The organism is Marinobacterium sp. YM272 (genome assembly GCF_050908845.1).
Lineage (GTDB): Bacteria > Pseudomonadota > Gammaproteobacteria > Pseudomonadales > Balneatricaceae > Marinobacterium_D.
Window position 1 is genome coordinate 1,773,459 of record NZ_CP194171.1, and the last position, 15,903, is coordinate 1,789,361.

The window sequence follows — 15,903 nt, forward strand, 5'->3', positions numbered from 1 at the left end:
GGGCGGAAAGCGATAAACGCCGGTTTATTCAAACGAAGGCGATCAGCTCGGATTTTCGGCTTATACGAAGCTTTTCAAAGGCGCGTTTTTTATAGGTGACGATTGTCGACTCACTCAGCTCAAGGGCTAAGGCTATCGTTTTAGCGGTATGACCCTTCATGATCATTTCGCAGATCTGTGCTTCGCGATCAGAAAGTCCTGCAATTCTCAGCGAGTTTTTCGCTCCACGCAGCGTTCTCTCCTCTCTGAAATGTTTTAGTAGCAAACTTTTAATTAACGGCGCCACCTGTTGCAGCCGTGCCTGAGCATCTGTATCAAGTGAACTGCTCTCCCGACTGTAAAAGTTTACGTAAAACAGATGGTGAGTGTCCCGGTCGACAACGACAAAGGAAAACTTGGCGTCGAACGCGGGGATATTAAAGAAGTCTCTTCGATAGACCGGCGGTAATGAGCGCTTCTGCATAAAGACGATGGCGGATCTGTCCGGGTCATCAATAATTTCCCGTTTCAGGGTTTGTAAAAGCGAGTCCTCCAGAAAACCTCCTCCTACATACTGCTCCGCGAGTTTCAAACCCAGATCCGGATCGTCAGGGTTATGTGCCAGCCTGCAGGCGACCTGGTCTCCAGAAGGTGAGAATTCAAACACCATGTACTGATCAACCGAGACGATTGCTTTCATCAATTGAAAAAAACGGGGATAAAACTCAGCAGTGCCCAGGCGGTCAACGCAAAGTGCGGTATCTGCGATGAATGAACTGTATGACGTTGAGTCGTTCATAGCTTAACTTTTTGTCCCTATTTTATGGGGGCATGGTGAGGGTAAAGGGATCTTACACTGGCGTCACACATAAAAACATGAGGGCAGATAAATCCAACCGGACCCTCAGCGACTATGGGCTTTCCGCCCCAGGAGTACGTGATGCAGTACCATCTCAACGGTTTTAAGCCTGGTAATTATCAGATCCCCGATTCAGCTCGAGAGCCAGCCACTGCGCCACCCATGATGGCGCTGCCCAGTGAGGTGGATGTGCTTATTGTCGGCTGTGGACCTGCAGGCCTGGCGCTGGCAAGGCAGCTTGCGGATTTCGCCGATATAAAGACCTGTATCGTTGAACAGAAACCCGGCCCCATGTTGTTTGGACAGGCTGACGGTATCTCCTGCCGCACAATGGAAATCATGGAAGCATTCAACAGCAGTGAAATGCTGGTTAAAGAAACCTATCAGCTACACCAGAATGCATTCTGGGAGCCTGATAGCGAACAGCCTGAAAATATAAAGCGTACACACAAAGTGCCTGATGCACGGCTTGGTCTTTCGGAGTTTATCCATGGGGTTGTTAACCAGGCACGACTGCACGATATCCTGCTCGAGGGCATGGAGAACTCTGTCACTCACCTTGTTCCACATTACAGCTGTCGACTGCTTGAACTGAATGTGGATCCCGATCGCAGCCAGGATCTTGATGCCTACCCGGTGACGGCAACCTTCGAGCGAGACTACCCTGCACAATCGACCCAGGTGGAAACGGTCAAAGCGCGCTATGTGGTGGGTTGTGATGGTGCACGCAGTGCGGTGCGCAAAAATCTATCCATAGCCCTGCAGGGCGACTCGGCCAATAAGGCCTGGGGTGTAATGGATGTTCTATTGGTCACCGACTTTCCCGACATCCGGGTCAAAAGCTTTATCCAGTCCAGGGAAAACGGTGCGGTTATGCTGATACCCCGCGAAGGCGGTTACCTGGTGCGGCTTTATGTCGAGCTCGGTCTACTGGACAGGGGGCAGCGTGCCTCGCAACTTGATCTCTGTGTCGACGACATCATCGCCAGGGCGAAGCTGATCATGAATCCTTATCAGCTGGATGTTAAGGAAGTGGCCTGGTGGTCAATCTATGAGGTGGGGCAGCGTGTCGCCGAGCGCTTTGATGACACCCCCGTTGGTAATCCGGAGGGACTTATCCCGCGTGCATTTGTTGCCGGAGATGCCTGCCATACCCACAGCCCCAAGGGAGGCTGGGGCTTGAATACATCACTGCCGGACACCTTTAACCTGGGCTGGAAACTGGCCGCGGTGCTGCAAGGCAGGTCGCAGCCGAAACTGTTGCAGACCTATGCGTCAGAGCGGCGCAAAGTGGCGCAGATGCTGATTAACGCCGACCGGGAAATGTCAGCGCTGGTTGCCACTCGTCCCAGTGCCGGGAATAACGCCGGCCAGGCCAAGACCTGTACGGCGGATATAGAGAAATTTATCGCCAGACAGAATGGTTTTATAGCGGGTACATCCATCGGCTACGATTTGTCATATATCTGTACCGGTGCTGATAACCAGCACCTGGCCACCGGCTTCAGGGTTGGCCAACGCTTCCATTCGGCCGAAGCGGCACGTCTGGCGGATGGTAGGCCGCAACATTTAGGACAGCTGGTAAAGGCCGATGGGCGCTGGCGTGTGTTTATTTTTGGCGATAAACACAGCCCCGTGGATACCGCGTCGGATGCCTATAAGCTGATCAGGTTTCTTGAAAATGACAGTGCTTCGCCAGTACGAAAATATACGCCTGAAGGGGCGGATATCGACTCGGTTATTGACGTCTATGCCGTCTTCCAGCAACGGAATCTTTCCATCGAGCAATTGCCGGATTATCTGTGGCCAGCCAAAGGCAAATACGGGTTGAGAGATTATGAAAAGGTATTCCAGACCGAAGAGGGAATGGATATTTTTGAGCAGCGCGGCATAGATCGATCCGCTGGTTGTATGCTTGTGGTTCGACCCGATCAGCATATTGCTAACATCCTGCCCCTCAATGCCCAGGCTGAATTGAGTGCGTTTTTTGATGAATTTATGATCTCTTAACGGGGGCGTCTCTATCACCCGGGGTGTGATCAGATATCGGGGACAGGTTGGTCTTTCTCACTGTCCCCACGCCAGAAAAATGCCGCTCTCCAGATTTATCCTGAATTCTGGCTGGGTTTGTATCCGGCTATTTCTAGCCGACCCGGCTTAGCGGGGTTTCAACCGATACAGGCCCACATCGATGGTGCCCTCGAGGAATCCACCTTCGCAGTAGGAAAGATAATATTTCCACATACGGCGGAAGCGCTCGTCGAAGCCCTGATCGCGGACCGCAGGCCAGTGCTCATCGAAGGCGCGGTGCCAGCAGGCGAGGGTGCGGGCATAGTCCGCACCGAACAGCAGCTCTTCTTCCAGGCTCAGACCCTGCTGCCTCAGGCAGGACTTCATCACCGAGGGGCTTGGCAGCATGCCGCCGGGGAAAATGTAGCGCTGGATGAAATCGGCGCCGCGGCGGTAACTCTCGAAACGATCTTCGGCGATGCTGATGACCTGGAGGACCGCCTCGCCGCCGGGTTTCAGGCAGCGCTTGAGGGTGTCGAAATAACCCGCCCAGTGGGCTTCTCCCACCGCTTCGAACATCTCGATAGAGACAATATGATCATAGCGCTCGCTCAGGTCTCGGTAATCGGTGAGGCTGAAGCTGCACAGGGTTTCGAGACCCGCTTCGCGTGCACGCTCCCGGGCGAACTCCAGCTGTTCCCGCGACAGGGTAATACCGTGAACCCGCACGCCAAATTCCGCAGCCGCCACCTCGGCGAAGCCGCCCCAGCCGCATCCGATCTCGAGCACCTGCTGGCCCGGTTGAAGCTTCAGCATGCGGCAGATGCGACGGTATTTGTTCAGCTGCGCGGCTTGCAAAGATTCATGCTCCTCGAACAGCGCTGCCGAGTAGGTCATGCTCGGGTCGAGCCAGAGGCGGTAGAAGTCGTTGCCCAGGTCGTAGTGGTAGGCGATATTGCGGCGGCTGCCGCGGCGGGAGTTATTGCGGCTGAGATGAAACAGACGGTTGATCAGTTTCATCAGCCGGTGCCCGTCGAGAAACTCGGCCATGGCGCTTTCGTTGTGCACGGCCCAGCGAATCAGCGCGCTGAGGTCTGGAGAATCCCATTCCCCCTCCATATACCCTTCAGCCCAACCGATCAGGCCACCGCGCAGAATACGGCGCAGCGGGCGGTAGCTGTGCAGTCTCAGCTCAGCGTGGGGTTCTGCCGGGCTGGCCTGGCCGAAGGTCAGCCGCTGGCCATCTGGCAGGTAGAGGTCGAGCATCCCCCGTTCGAGACGCGGCATATGTTTCAGGATGGTTTCCAGGCAGCGCTGGTTAAACCAGCCTGCTTTGGGGGCCAGAGCTGCAGGGTTCATCTGTGAATACTCAGCGGGTTTCATGTTCCAGCCTCCTGGTTCTTATCAACGTAACGGCGTCGCCTGGCGGTTGCGGGCGTGGTTGCAGCGGGACTCTCTTGCGCCACAGGCGGAACGCTTCCCAATGGATGCCGGCGATCACTTTCAGCGTCATCAGCGGAAAGCGCAGAAAAGTACTTACCAGTGCGCCATTGCTGAGTGCCTGTCGTTCGCCGGTAAACGTGGCGTGTAGCAGGCTGCCGCCGGCATCGCTTTGGCGGATACAGACGGCAACCCGGTTATCCGGTGCGTGCAGGCGGAACTGGTAGCCTGCCTGCATCGGCATGAACGGGGATACGTAAAAGTCTTTATCGCATGACTGGCGGATTGCTGTCGGATCGCTGTCCTCGTCTGTTTCGATCAGGTAGCTGTGGCGCTGCCCGAAGGTGTTACTGACCTCGTAGAGTACCGCTCGCAGCTGCTCGTCGGGGTCGTAACAGAAGTAGACGCTGAGTGGATTGAATACGTAACCGAGGATGCGTGGGTAACAGAGCAGACGCACAGGGCCATCGCCGGTGTCGATGCCGTTACGCTGGAGCAACTGTTTTACCTGCGCTTTCAGAGGACGGCCCGAGCCATCGCCGTGGTCGCTTTCGCGAAAGGAAAACAGGTTAAAACGGCCCAGGGAAAACAGCGTCAGCGAGCGGTCCAGCTCGTCCAGCTCGTCCAGATTGATCAGCCAGGAAACCACCCGGTAGATAAATCTGTGCCGTTTTGGGCGGAAGCGGTGATGCATCACATGCCCGCTGTAAAGGCAGCTGGTGAGATTCATGCCACCGCCTCTGCCACGGCTTTGCCCGGACGAATCTTCTCGTGCACCTGGATCCGGTTATTGGGTTCGTCCAGGGTCCAGGGGCGTTTGACGCCGCCAAGAGCCTCGGCAACCGCCAGCCCGGACTGCAGCCCATCCTCGTGGAAGCCGTAACCGAACCAGGCACCGCAGAACCAGGTATTCTGCTGACCCTGCAGCCCCCAGAGCTGCCCCTGGGCCTCGATCGACGCCTGGGAAAACTGCGGATGGTCATAGAGGTAGCTGCGATGGATCCTATCGGTGGCAGGTTCCTTCAGCGGGTTCAGTGTCACGAACAGGTTGTGCCGGGTGTTGAGCGGTTGCAACTGGTTCATCCAGTAGGTCACCGACAAGGCGTTATTGTCATGGCCCGGGGCTGACAGGTAGTTCCAGCTGGCCCAGGCACGGCGGTGCCTCGGCATCAGAGATGCATCGCTGTGCAGGATCGCGCGATTGCGCTGGTAGGGGAAGCAGCTCAGCAGGCGCTTCTCCTCAGCGGTAGGTGCCGCGAGCAGCTCCAGCGCCTGGTCCGCATGGCAGGCAAGTACCACATGGTCGAAACTTTCTTTCTGCCCATGCAGGTGTTCGACCACGACCCGGCCGCCTTCCCGATGGATGCGGTGGATGCGACTGTTGAGACGGATGTTGTGCGACAGCGGTGCCAGCAGACGTTTGATATATTCACGGCTGCCACCCTGAACGGTGCGCCACTGGGGGCGATCCTTCAGTTGCACGAGGCCGTGGTTCTGACAGAAGCGCAGGAAGGTCAGTGCCGGGTAGTTGAGCATCTGATCCGCCGGGGTGGACCAGATGGCAGCCCCCATGGGAATCAGGTGATCTTCAATGAAGGGGCGGCTGTAGCCGCGACGCTGAAGCATCTGACCGAGCGTTTCGGCGCCGGTTAACGCCTGCTCCGCCAGCATCGGTGCTTCCTTGTAAAACCTCAGCACTTCGCGCAGCAGGCCCCAGTGCCCGGGCCGCAGCAGATTGGAGCGCTGGGCGAAAAAACCGCCCAGTCCACAACCACTATACTCAAGGCGACCCCCCTGGCTGGAAACCGCAAACGACATGTCGGTATCGCTGGTGGCTACTCCCAGATGGTCGAACAGTTTCACCAGGTTGGGGTAATTCACCGGGTTATATACGATGAACCCCGTGTCCACAGGCACCTTGCCGTCATCAAGTTCCAGCGTCGCGGTGTTGGAATGGCCGCCGGTGCGATCATCTTTCTCGAACAGGGTGACGCGGTGGTGCTGGTTGAGCAGCCAGGCGCAGGCCATTCCGGAGATGCCGGAGCCGATAACAGCGATATTGAGTGGGCGCATAATTCTGACGTTCATAAGTCGATTTCCCTGAGGGGAAGCGTAATTTCTGGCTGATACGCCGGGATCGATTAAGATGGATCACCGCGAAAACAGGTTCAATGACTGATCCACCCACCGGGTACGCACGTAAGGAGCTTGAATGCTGGAAGACGAGCCTGAGGGAAAGAAAGTGACCGCAGCAGCTGATCTGACCCGTGACCAACAGACGCGGGAACGTGAAAACTGGACCCGCACCCTGGCGGCCCTGGCCGAGAGCCGGGACAAGCGACTTTTCGCCGAATTGTTCAGTCATTTTGGACCGCGCATCAAGGCGTACATTATTCGCCTGGGCATGCCGGTTGCCAGTGCCGAGGAGCTGACCCAGGAGGCGATGCTCTCGGTCTGGCGCAAGGCACACATGTTTAATGCCAGTAAAGCCAGCGCCAGTACCTGGATTTACACGCTGGCGCGAAACCTCTGTATCGACCGGATGCGGCGTGAAAAGGCGGTGGAGTACGAGCTCCCCGAGGACGAGGCCGATCCCGATAACCGCCACCAGGGTGAGCACGCGGTGCTGGAAAAGCGGATGAAAGCGGCCATCGCCACCTTGCCGGAAGCCCAGGCCCAGGTGCTGTTCCTCTCCTATTACGAGGGCAAGAGCCATTCCGAGATTGCGGAACAGCTGGGTATTCCGCTGGGCAGCGTCAAATCGAGACTCAGGCTCGCCTTCGATAAACTGAAACAACATTGGGAGGCGCATTAATGAACATTCGTCACCACTTTGATGACGCCACCTTGCTTGCCTACAGCAGCGGATCTCTGCCCCGGGGCATGTCGCTGCTGGTCGGCTCTCACCTGTGCTGGTGCGAGGAGTGCCGGGGACGGGCGCGCCAGGCCGATTGTGTCGGCGGTGAACTGCTGGAGGAGATCGAGCCGGCGGAGCTGGAAGTGGGTACTCTGGAGACACTGATGGCGCGGCTTGACGATGCCGAGCCCGAGGTCAGTAAACAGGTGGCAGTGGCGGACGCGAACCCTGACTCTGGACTGCCGGCGCCGCTGGCATCGATCCTGGGCAAACCCTTGGATGCGCTGGAGTGGCGCCGTATCGGTTACGGCGTCCAGCAGTACGATCTCAAGCTTGAGGGGCCGGGCGCCACGCGCCTGCTGCGGATCGCCCCAGGTGTCTCCGTGCCGCACCACAGCCACAAGGGAAATGAACTGACGCTGATACTGCGGGGCTCCTACAGTGACGAGCTGGGTCGCTTTTGCGTCGGCGATGTGGCCGACGTGGACACCGAGGTGAACCATCAGCCGATCGTCGACACCGACCAGGAGTGTATCTGTTTTATCGCCACCGATGCGCCGCTGCGTTTCACCGGCCTGATGGGTCGACTGGCGCAGCCGTTTATCGGCCTTTAAGGAAGCGGTCATGCCCAACAGCAAGATAGAGATGGAGCGCAAAATACCGGTGGGCATCAGCAGCTGCCTGCTGGGGCAGGAGGTACGTTACAACGGTGGCCACAAGCGTTCCCGTTACTGCATCGATGTGCTCTCGGACTGTTTCGAGTTTGAGCCCTTCTGTCCGGAGATGGCGATCGGCCTGGGCGTCCCGCGTGAGCCGATCCGTCTGGTGGGCGAAGCCGACGAAACACCCCGGGCGCTCGGCACTGTCGATGCCAGCATCGATGTGACCGAGCCGCTGCTGAAGGCGGGCAGGGATATTGCCGCCGAGCGCTCCCATCTGCGCGGCTATGTGCTGATGAAGGGGTCGCCCAGCTGCGGTATGGAAAGGGTCAAGGTCTACCATCCCAACGGTATGCCCAATACCTCCGATTCCGGCATCTTTGTACGTGCCCTGCGCGAGGCCAATCCGGCGCTGCCGCTCGAGGAAGAAGCACGGCTTAACGACGCGGTGCTGCGGGATAACTTTATCGCCCGGGTATTCGCCTATGACGACTGGATCACCAGTGTCGAGAGCGATCCCAGCTACCATAACCTGATCCAGTTCCACAGCCGGCAGAAGTACCTGCTGATGGCGCATCACTACCAGGGTTACCGGGAGCTGGGGCGCTATCTGGCCGAGGCCCACGAGCTGCCACTGGAACAGGCGATGCACGAGTACATCCTCGCCTTTATGCGTCACATGAGCCACAGAGCCACGCGCAAGACCCACACCAACGTGCTGATGCATATGCTCGGTTACATGAAAAAGTCGCTGGATACGGAGGTCAAGCAGGAGCTGATCGACAGTATCGAGGAGTACCGTCTTGGCCAGGTGCCGCTGGTGGCGCCGCTGGTGATTCTCAAGCATTACCTGAAACGTTATGGCGGCGACTATATCTGCGAACAGACCTATCTGAACCCCTATCCCCATCAGCTGGGGCTTCGCAACTACATCTGAGCCCTTTTCGAATACTGGAATGCTGATACATGTCTGAGCTTTCATTGGTCTGGTTGCGCAACGATCTTCGACTGACCGATAATCCGGCCCTGGCCTGGGCCTGTAACCAGGCGGATAAAACCCTGGCGGTGGTGACGCTGACACCGCAAAGCTGGGAGGCTCATGGTGAGTCTGCGGCAAGGATGGGGTTATGGCGTGACCAGCTCGCGTCGGTGGCCAAAGAGCTTGCAGCGCTCAATATTCCTCTCAAGGTTCTCAGCCCCGGCTCGTTCGAGGGCTGTGCCACAGCACTTGCCGGGCTGGCAAAAGAGCTGGGAGCAGACGCGCTGGCGTTTAACTACGAGTACCCCCTGAATGAGCGTAACCGCGACCAGGCCGTCTGTGAGCAGCTTGAAGCGGACGGGGTATCGGTGCGCGGCTTTCACGGCGAACTGATTATCCCGCCAGGGCAGGTGCTGACGGGGCAGGGCGGGCCGTTCAAGGTCTACACACCGTTCAGCCGCGCCTGGCGCAGGCGACTGGCCGATTTTGACCGCCCGGTACTCCAGGCACCTTCAGCGCAAAAGCCCACGGCGATTGCGTCCGACCCCTTACCCGATGACCTGGATTACAAGCCGCTGAGCTATCGCAACGACCTCTGGCCGGCGGGTGAAACTGCGGTCAGTGAACGTCTCAACCGCTTTATCGATGAGCGCGAACCCGATTATGCCGAAAAGCGGGACTTCCCCGCTCTGCAGGCTACCTCGTCACTTTCGCCCTACCTGACTATCGGCGCGCTATCGCCGCGCCAGTGCATGGCAGCGCTGCGGGCAGCGGCGGGGGCGCGCGACTGGCTGGAGTCGAGCTGGCTGAATGAAATTATCTGGCGTGAGTTCTATCGCCATCTGCTGGTGGCCTTTCCTGAGCTGTCGCGGCTGGAGCCGTTCCGGCCTGACGTAGAGCAGAAGATCAGCTGGCTGCAGAACGATCAGGCCTTTGATGCCTGGTGTCGGGGCGAGACCGGTTTTCCCATCGTCGATGCGGCAATGAAGCAGCTGCTGGAAACCGGCTGGATGCACAACCGCCTGCGCATGGTGGTGGCTTCGTTTCTGACCAAGCTGCTACGTGTGGACTGGCGCCTGGGTGCCGACTTTTTCATGCGCCACCTGATCGATGCGGATTTCGCCTCAAACCTGGGCGGTTGGCAGTGGAGCAGCTCGGTGGGGGCCGATGCGGCGCCCTATTTTCGTATCTTCAACCCCCGGGCCCAGGGAGAGAAGTTCGACCAGGATGGCGAGTTCGTGGCGCACTGGTTACCGGAACTCAGGGCGGTGAAAGCGGGCAAGGCGCGCCAGCAACCCGGTGCCGGTGCATCCATCGGGCGACCGGAACCGGTGATCGACTACAAAAAGGCGCGCGCTGCGAGCCTGGATGACTACCAGTCCTGAAGCCGATTCCTTACCATAGAGCGCCTGAAACCAGGCGGGAGAAGTGTGTGGAAGGGCAGTACCGGGTGCCAGTGGGCGAGTTCGAGGTTGAAACCGAGGTCAAGAAAAGCCGGTTTATCGCCACCGGCGTACCGGTGGCATCAGAACCTGAAATGCGCGCCTTTATCGATTCTCAGCGGCGCCGCTTTCCCTCCGCCAATCACCACTGTTCCGCCTACGTGATCGGCGCGCCGGCCAAGCCGCGGGCCGCCGGCAGCGATGACGATGGCGAACCCTCAGGCACCGCCGGCAAACCGATGCTCAATGTGCTGATGGGGCAGGAGGTCGGCGATGTCTGCGTGGTCGTGACCCGCTTTTTTGGCGGTATCAAGCTCGGTGCCGGTGGTCTGGTCCGGGCCTATGGCGCCGCGGTGAAAGAGCTGCTTGCCGAGTGGCCGCTGGAAGCGAGGGAGCCGATGGCAGCGCTCGTGCTGCGCTTTCCATACGATCAGCAGGGGATCATCGATTCTCTGATCGGCCGGTTCGAGGCCAGCGTCGGTGGCAGTGACTATGGCGCTGATGTCAGTCTCAACCTGCAGCTGCCACAGCGTAACCTGGATGATCTGACGGCGGCGCTGGACGAGCGGGGCCATCTGGGTGTCAGCTACAAGGTGGAGCTTTAGGGCGGATTTTTGATGTCTAGGGAGACAAGCATGCGGATGCAGTGGGCCGATCTACTGACCACCAAGCGCTATGGCCATGAACGGGTGATCGATGAGGAGGTGGGACGCAGCCATTTCCACAAGGATCACGACCGCATCATCTTCTCCAGTGCTTTTCGTCGCCTCGGTCGCAAGACCCAGGTGCACCCGATGGCGCTGAACGATCATATCCATACCCGGCTGACCCACTCCATGGAGGTGGGCAGTCTTGGCCGCAGTCTCGGCATACGCGTCGGCGAGTTGATCGCCGATCAGCTGCCGCCCTGGGTAACGGCCCATGATATCGGCGTCATTGTGCAGTCCGCCTGCCTGGCCCACGATATCGGCAATCCCCCCTTCGGCCACGCTGGCGAATACGCGATTCGCGACTGGTTTCGCCGCCGCGCGGACGACGCCCGTTTTGCCGAGTTAAGCGATGCGGAACGGCTTGATCTGCAGACCTTTGAGGGGAATGCCCAGGGTTTTCGCGTGGTAACGCGGATCGAAAACAACCTGTTTGATGGCGGCCTGCGCCTGACCTACCCGACCCTGGGCACCCTGCTGAAATACCCCTGGACCGCAGAATACGGCGGCAAAAAAGGCAAGTTCAGCGCCTTTCAGACCGAAGCCGAGGTGCTCAATGCTCTGGGGCGTGAGCTCGGCATGATCCGCCAGGGCGAGAACCGCTGGAGCCGTCATCCGCTGGCGTATCTGATGGAGGCGGCGGATGATATCTGCTACGCGATCCTGGACCTGGAAGACGCCATCGAGCTGCATCTGCTGAGCTTCGACGAGGTCAAACCGATCCTGCTGGAGCTCTGCGGTGATCTGGAGTTTGATGATGAGATCTTCTCCACCCAGGCCTCGGCGCGGCGCAAGATTTCGGCCCTGCGCGGCAAGGCGATGGAGAATATGGTCAACTCCGTGGTCAGTGCCTTCATGGCTAACGAGGCGGCTATCCTCAGTGGTGAATACCAGGGCGAACTGGTGATCGATGGCGATCCCATGGTGCGGGACGGTATCCTGCGCGCCAAGCGGATCGCCAGCGAGCGGGTCTTCCCCGATACCCGCAAGGCGGAGCTGGAGGTGGGCGCCTACACCACCCTGGGCGTTCTGCTCGACGCCTTTATTGAAGCGGTGTGGGAGCTGCATAGCCGTGGCCGGGATGAGCTTGGCTATCGCAGTCAGAAGATACTTAATCTGATGGGGATCCATGCGCCGGTAGCGGAGATGCCGCTGTATCAACGCTATATGCGCGCGCTGGATTTCATCGGCGGCATGACCGATACCTATGCAACCTATTTGGCGCGCCAGATCGGCGGTGGCATCGGGCTTTGATGCCTACAGAACTTAGATACAGGATAGAGATTTATGGCTTCACTTCAGGATCAGCTCGGCAAGTTGGTTTATTCTACAGAGAAGGGGCGGCTTTGCCCCGGCTGCGGCGAAGAGCTGAGCGCCTGCATCTGCGATGAGCTGGCGGAAAAAGAGCGCCTGGCCTCGCTGGACGGCATTGTGCGTATTCGTCGTGAAACGGCAGGGCGCAAGGGCAAGGGGGTGATCACCATCAGCGGTGTACCCCTGGCTGAAAAAGAGATGAAGGCGCTGCTGAAAAAGCTCAAGCAACGCTGTGGTACCGGTGGTGCGCTGAAAGAGGGTGTTCTCGAGATTCAGGGTGATCATCGCGATACGATCAAGCAGGTACTTGAGGCCGAGGGCTTCAAGGTCAAACTGGCCGGCGGATAACAGGGAAAGGTCGTTGGCGGGAGAAGGCTCATGCGTAAATTGTTACTGGGTTTCCTGGTGCTGTTTGCTTGTTCTGCATCGGCGGAGATTTTCCACTACGTCGACGATAAGGGCCGCAAGGTTTACGTCAACAGCGAAAGCCAGATACCCCACCAGTACCGGGACCGGGTAGAGAGCCGCAGGGAGATCGATGGCAGCTCGCCGGCCCGGCCCGATCCGCAACTGGCGAATTTAAAGCGCGAGATAACCAGCAGCCTGAAAAAACTGGATGAAGCCCTGGCCGAGCTGGTGACACCGGTTAAGGTGGCCGGTAACCAGGTTATTGTGCCGGTCAGGGCTGTGTACGGTAATCGCCGGGCGGACACTCAGATGCTGCTTGATACCGGTGCCTCAGGCACGGTATTCCATCAGGACGCGCTGGAACCGCTTAATGGCGCCACTTATCGGGCCGGTCAGGCGCGCGTGGCCAGTGGCGAGATGATCGATGTGCACGGCATCAACCTGGACCGCATAGAGATAGGCCCGTTCAAGATCCGCTCCACCCGCGCCATGATCATCGATCCGGTCTCGGGAGCGGGCCACGACGGCCTGCTCGGTATGGATTTTCTGCGTCAGGTTGATTACCGCGTGGATTACGATGCGGAACAGATTATCTGGATGCCAGACCGCTACCGGGAGCTGACGGAGCAGCGTGCTGAGTTGAAAAAGAAACAAGATATGGACGCTGATGAGCTGATTGAATCCCTGTCAGCGTCCAAAGAGTCTGAGGATTAACCCTCCAGCTGCTGTTCGGCCAGTTTCAGGTCCAGCGTGGCCTTGAGCAGACGGTAGAGCTGGATCGACGCATCGATCTCCTCCTTGCGGTTGGTCAGGCTCTCGATATTCAGCCCCAGCGGCAGGCCCAGCGGCAGGCAGGCCTCGATGATCTGGTCGAGACTGTTCTGGCAGATCCGGATCGACTCCGCCAGCGGGTTTTCCGCATCCAGGATGCGCCAGCGGGTCGCCGGCGGCACTGAAATACCCAGCCACTCCATAAACTCCAGCGTCTTGGCACTGCCGCAGGGCGTGAACGTCAGCACGATCCGTCTGGGCTCGATACCCTGTTCGCGGCAGGTGCGCGCATAGCTGGCGAGCAGATCGATGGTGGCCTGGGGGTTGTACACCGCCTGGGAGACGAAGAACTCTACGCCGTTTTCCTGTTTACCCAGCAGGCGTTCATGTTCATTGCCTTTCTGTGCGTGGCGCTCGGCAATGGTGACGCCGCCCAGGTGGAAGGGGTGCTGGTGCTCGCCGATCGCCTTGTAAGCTTCCGGCAGAGTCAGGCGGATATCGCCCTCTGAGGAGGGGCTGCCCACCAGAACCACGTTGCGCAGGTTGAAGTCGTTCCAGGCTTCCTCCAGCCACTGCTCGAAATCGGCCCGGTTACGCTGGGCAACACTCTTGTAGGTGATCGTCTCGCGGTCGGAGAGATCGGCGATCAGGCGTGAATACTCACGCGGGTCGCGGGTACGCTTGAAAGGAAACGGGCGGGGGGTATCGATACGCTCGCTTTCGTCCTGGATGTCATAAATGATCAGGCCATCGTATTCAAGCGCGGCAAGACGTCCCAGAAGCTTCTCGGCGATCTCCTGCATCTGCTCGTCACTGGTGCTCTCACGAGGAGGGGTGGTACCGATGAAGTACACGCCACGTGTAGGGTCAGCAAATTTTTCGCGCAGAGTCAGGTGCATGGTGGTTATCCAATGTCTCGTTGATAGCAGGCGAGCATTATAAACGTGAAAATGATTCAGTACGTTTAGTTATATGATGAAATGTTCTGTAGTTGATGTGAATCGGCCTCATAACGCCCTGAATAACCCTTTAGTATTTTGATTTGTAAGGAGTTTTAGCGCGATGCTTGAGAGGCTTTCTGCCCTTTGGCGTATGAAGGCCGTTAATGCAGACAGCTGCTACAACGGGAGGATAGACCTTAAAGCAGGAATAGCGAGCCTAGTCCGAGGAAGACCACGAAGCCGACTACATCGGTAACGGTAGTCAGGATAACCGAGCCGGACAGGGCCGGGTCGATCTTCAGTTTGTGCAGCAGGACCGGTATCAACACGCCGGATAGCGCGGCGGCGGCGATATTGACGACAATCGCAAGCGCGATAACCAGGCCGATAGCGGGGCTGGAGAACCACCAGGACGCGACAATGCCGATCACGATGGCCCAGAGCACCCCGTTCAGACCACCGACACTGAGCTCCTTGCGCAGCAGCGGCATCACGCTGGCAGTGGTGATCTGGCCCAGGGCCAGGCCGCGAATAATCAGGGTCAGGGTCTGGCTGCCGGCAATGCCGCCCATGGAGGCCACCACCGGCATCAGCACCGCCAGCGCCACCACCTGTTGCAGGGTGCCCTCGAACAGGCCGATCGCCCAGGAGGCAAGGAAGGCGGTCAGCAGGTTGATCCCGAGCCAGGTAGCGCGACGGCGTGAACTGCGCAGCACCGGCGCAAACAGGTCCTCCTCCTCGTCGAGACCGGCGCTGGCCATCAACTGGGCTTCGTACTGTTCGTGCAGCAGTTCGAACGCGAGCCGCACGCTCATTCTGCCGAGCAACAGGCCGCTATCATCGACCACCGGCAGGGCGGACACTTCGGCATGCTCGAACGCCTCATTCGCCTCTTTCAGCGAACGCTGGGCTGCCAGGGGCTCGATCTCTTCGTCGAGCAGTTCGGTGAGCGGGCGGTGGTCGGGCTGGCCGAACAGGCGTGTGGTCAGTACCGCACCGGCATAGCGGCCGGTTCGGTCTACCAACCAGAGGTGGGTCGTGAACTCGGGCACTTCGCGGCGCAACAGGCGCTCGGCGTCACGCACCCGGCTGTTCTGCGGCAGAATCAGCAGATCATGATCCACGTAGCGACCGATGGCGTTTTCATCGAACTGGGCGGAGCGCTCGTAATGGGCACGCTGGCGCTCGTCCATGCGTGCAAGCGCAATATCCACCACATCGTCCGGCAGGGATTCGCCCAGCTCGATCAGTGTTTCCGCATCCAGGTCGGAGATCAGTTGATCCAGCGACTGGGTGTCGAGCTCCCGCACCAGAGCGATACGCGCTTCCGCACGCATATCGACCAGGACATCGACCCGCTGTTCCGCCGGGACCTGTTCCCAGCACTCCAGACGCTCTTCACGCGGCAGGGATTCCAGCAGCAGCGCGACCTGGTCCGGTTCCAGATCCTCCGCGACCTCGGCGTACAGCTGGGCACCGACCTCTTCATCGCTACGAATCAGTTGTTCAATGCGCTGGGTAATCTCTTCGCTCATTA

Annotated in this window: 15 protein-coding genes; 9 read left to right on the forward strand and 6 right to left on the reverse strand. The window is 58.8% G+C overall.

From position 1 onward, the window contains the following. Positions 1–28 precede the first annotated feature (28 nt). Positions 29–778: a helix-turn-helix transcriptional regulator gene (locus ACQUQP_RS07935; RefSeq protein WP_432698256.1), complete on the reverse strand. Its 750-nt coding sequence runs from the start codon at positions 776–778 to the stop codon at positions 29–31. Positions 779–919: 141 nt separating this feature from the next. Here ACQUQP_RS07935 and ACQUQP_RS07940 point away from each other — a divergent pair, with 141 nt between their 5' ends. Continuing rightward, complete coding sequence (locus ACQUQP_RS07940) at positions 920–2,848, forward strand: FAD-dependent monooxygenase (RefSeq protein WP_432698257.1); 1,929 nt, start codon at positions 920–922, stop codon at positions 2,846–2,848. 147 nt (positions 2,849–2,995) lie between these two features. On the opposite strand, the gene ACQUQP_RS07945 is transcribed toward ACQUQP_RS07940, so the two are convergent. From ACQUQP_RS07945 to ACQUQP_RS07955, 3 genes are read right to left on the reverse strand one after another with little or no spacing between them, the layout of a single operon-like run. Continuing rightward, the gene (locus ACQUQP_RS07945) at positions 2,996–4,231 is read right to left on the reverse strand and encodes a class I SAM-dependent methyltransferase (protein ID WP_432698258.1); all 1,236 of its coding nucleotides are present in this window, start codon (positions 4,229–4,231) and stop codon (positions 2,996–2,998) included. Further along, on the reverse strand, positions 4,218–5,018 hold the full coding sequence (locus ACQUQP_RS07950) for a DUF1365 domain-containing protein (RefSeq protein WP_432698259.1): 801 nt from the start codon (positions 5,016–5,018) through the stop codon (positions 4,218–4,220). Before ACQUQP_RS07950 ends, ACQUQP_RS07945 begins: the two co-directional genes overlap by 14 nt. Next, positions 5,015–6,376 carry an NAD(P)/FAD-dependent oxidoreductase gene (locus ACQUQP_RS07955; protein WP_432698260.1) on the reverse strand — a complete coding sequence of 454 codons (1,362 nt, stop codon included), beginning with the start codon at positions 6,374–6,376 and terminating at the stop codon, positions 5,015–5,017. Before ACQUQP_RS07955 ends, ACQUQP_RS07950 begins: the two co-directional genes overlap by 4 nt. A gap of 124 nt (positions 6,377–6,500) precedes the next feature. Here ACQUQP_RS07955 and ACQUQP_RS07960 point away from each other — a divergent pair, with 124 nt between their 5' ends. The 8 genes from ACQUQP_RS07960 to ACQUQP_RS07995 are packed head-to-tail and all read left to right on the forward strand — an operon-like array spanning position 6,501 to position 13,368. Beyond that, entirely contained in the window at positions 6,501–7,103 is a 603-nt protein-coding gene (locus tag ACQUQP_RS07960; RefSeq protein ID WP_432698261.1) for a sigma-70 family RNA polymerase sigma factor, read from the forward strand. Beyond that, on the forward strand, positions 7,103–7,759 hold the full coding sequence (locus tag ACQUQP_RS07965; RefSeq protein ID WP_432698262.1) for a ChrR family anti-sigma-E factor: 657 nt from the start codon (positions 7,103–7,105) through the stop codon (positions 7,757–7,759). The genes ACQUQP_RS07960 and ACQUQP_RS07965 overlap by 1 nt, the downstream gene beginning before the upstream one ends. A gap of 10 nt (positions 7,760–7,769) precedes the next feature. After that, positions 7,770–8,741, forward strand: coding sequence for a DUF1722 domain-containing protein (locus ACQUQP_RS07970; protein ID WP_432698263.1), 972 nt, complete (start codon positions 7,770–7,772; stop codon positions 8,739–8,741). 29 nt (positions 8,742–8,770) lie between these two features. After that, positions 8,771–10,168, forward strand: a complete 1,398-nt coding sequence (gene phrB, locus ACQUQP_RS07975) for a deoxyribodipyrimidine photo-lyase (RefSeq protein ID WP_432698264.1) — start codon at positions 8,771–8,773, stop codon at positions 10,166–10,168. Positions 10,169–10,215: 47 nt separating this feature from the next. Next, positions 10,216–10,830, forward strand: a complete 615-nt coding sequence (locus tag ACQUQP_RS07980) for a YigZ family protein (protein WP_432698265.1) — start codon at positions 10,216–10,218, stop codon at positions 10,828–10,830. A 12-nt stretch (positions 10,831–10,842) separates the two neighbouring features. After that, complete coding sequence (locus ACQUQP_RS07985; protein ID WP_432698266.1) at positions 10,843–12,186, forward strand: deoxyguanosinetriphosphate triphosphohydrolase; 1,344 nt, start codon at positions 10,843–10,845, stop codon at positions 12,184–12,186. A gap of 33 nt (positions 12,187–12,219) precedes the next feature. Next, entirely contained in the window at positions 12,220–12,594 is a 375-nt protein-coding gene (locus tag ACQUQP_RS07990) for a translation initiation factor Sui1 (RefSeq protein ID WP_432698267.1), read from the forward strand. Positions 12,595–12,624: 30 nt separating this feature from the next. After that, positions 12,625–13,368, forward strand: coding sequence for a retropepsin-like aspartic protease family protein (locus ACQUQP_RS07995; RefSeq protein WP_432698268.1), 744 nt, complete (start codon positions 12,625–12,627; stop codon positions 13,366–13,368). On the opposite strand, the gene ACQUQP_RS08000 is transcribed toward ACQUQP_RS07995, so the two are convergent. Further along, positions 13,365–14,324 (reverse strand): methylenetetrahydrofolate reductase, encoded by a 960-nt coding sequence (locus ACQUQP_RS08000; RefSeq protein ID WP_432698269.1) that lies wholly within the window; start codon positions 14,322–14,324, stop codon positions 13,365–13,367. The two genes, ACQUQP_RS07995 and ACQUQP_RS08000, sit on opposite strands and share 4 nt — an antisense overlap. Before the next feature lie 239 nt (positions 14,325–14,563). Continuing rightward, on the reverse strand, positions 14,564–15,901 hold the full coding sequence (locus tag ACQUQP_RS08005; protein WP_432698270.1) for a magnesium transporter: 1,338 nt from the start codon (positions 15,899–15,901) through the stop codon (positions 14,564–14,566). Positions 15,902–15,903: the final 2 nt, after the last annotated feature.

What these genes read in the sequence shown, in the direction of transcription:
- ACQUQP_RS07985 (WP_432698266.1), top strand. Translation starts at nt 10,843, where the DNA reads ATGTCTAGGGAGACAAGCATGCGGATGCAGTGGGCCGATCTACTGACC.
- ACQUQP_RS07965 (WP_432698262.1), top strand. Translation starts at nt 7,103, where the DNA reads ATGAACATTCGTCACCACTTTGATGACGCCACCTTGCTTGCCTACAGC.
- phrB (WP_432698264.1), top strand. Translation starts at nt 8,771, where the DNA reads ATGTCTGAGCTTTCATTGGTCTGGTTGCGCAACGATCTTCGACTGACC.
- ACQUQP_RS07990 (WP_432698267.1), top strand. Translation starts at nt 12,220, where the DNA reads ATGGCTTCACTTCAGGATCAGCTCGGCAAGTTGGTTTATTCTACAGAG.
- ACQUQP_RS07935 (WP_432698256.1), bottom strand. Translation starts at nt 778, where the DNA reads ATGAACGACTCAACGTCATACAGTTCATTCATCGCAGATACCGCACTT.
- ACQUQP_RS07960 (WP_432698261.1), top strand. Translation starts at nt 6,501, where the DNA reads ATGCTGGAAGACGAGCCTGAGGGAAAGAAAGTGACCGCAGCAGCTGAT.
- ACQUQP_RS07940 (WP_432698257.1), top strand. Translation starts at nt 920, where the DNA reads ATGCAGTACCATCTCAACGGTTTTAAGCCTGGTAATTATCAGATCCCC.
- ACQUQP_RS07970 (WP_432698263.1), top strand. Translation starts at nt 7,770, where the DNA reads ATGCCCAACAGCAAGATAGAGATGGAGCGCAAAATACCGGTGGGCATC.
- ACQUQP_RS07995 (WP_432698268.1), top strand. Translation starts at nt 12,625, where the DNA reads ATGCGTAAATTGTTACTGGGTTTCCTGGTGCTGTTTGCTTGTTCTGCA.
- ACQUQP_RS07950 (WP_432698259.1), bottom strand. Translation starts at nt 5,018, where the DNA reads ATGAATCTCACCAGCTGCCTTTACAGCGGGCATGTGATGCATCACCGC.
- ACQUQP_RS07955 (WP_432698260.1), bottom strand. Translation starts at nt 6,376, where the DNA reads ATGAACGTCAGAATTATGCGCCCACTCAATATCGCTGTTATCGGCTCC.
- ACQUQP_RS07945 (WP_432698258.1), bottom strand. Translation starts at nt 4,231, where the DNA reads ATGAAACCCGCTGAGTATTCACAGATGAACCCTGCAGCTCTGGCCCCC.
- ACQUQP_RS08005 (WP_432698270.1), bottom strand. Translation starts at nt 15,901, where the DNA reads ATGAGCGAAGAGATTACCCAGCGCATTGAACAACTGATTCGTAGCGAT.
- ACQUQP_RS08000 (WP_432698269.1), bottom strand. Translation starts at nt 14,324, where the DNA reads ATGCACCTGACTCTGCGCGAAAAATTTGCTGACCCTACACGTGGCGTG.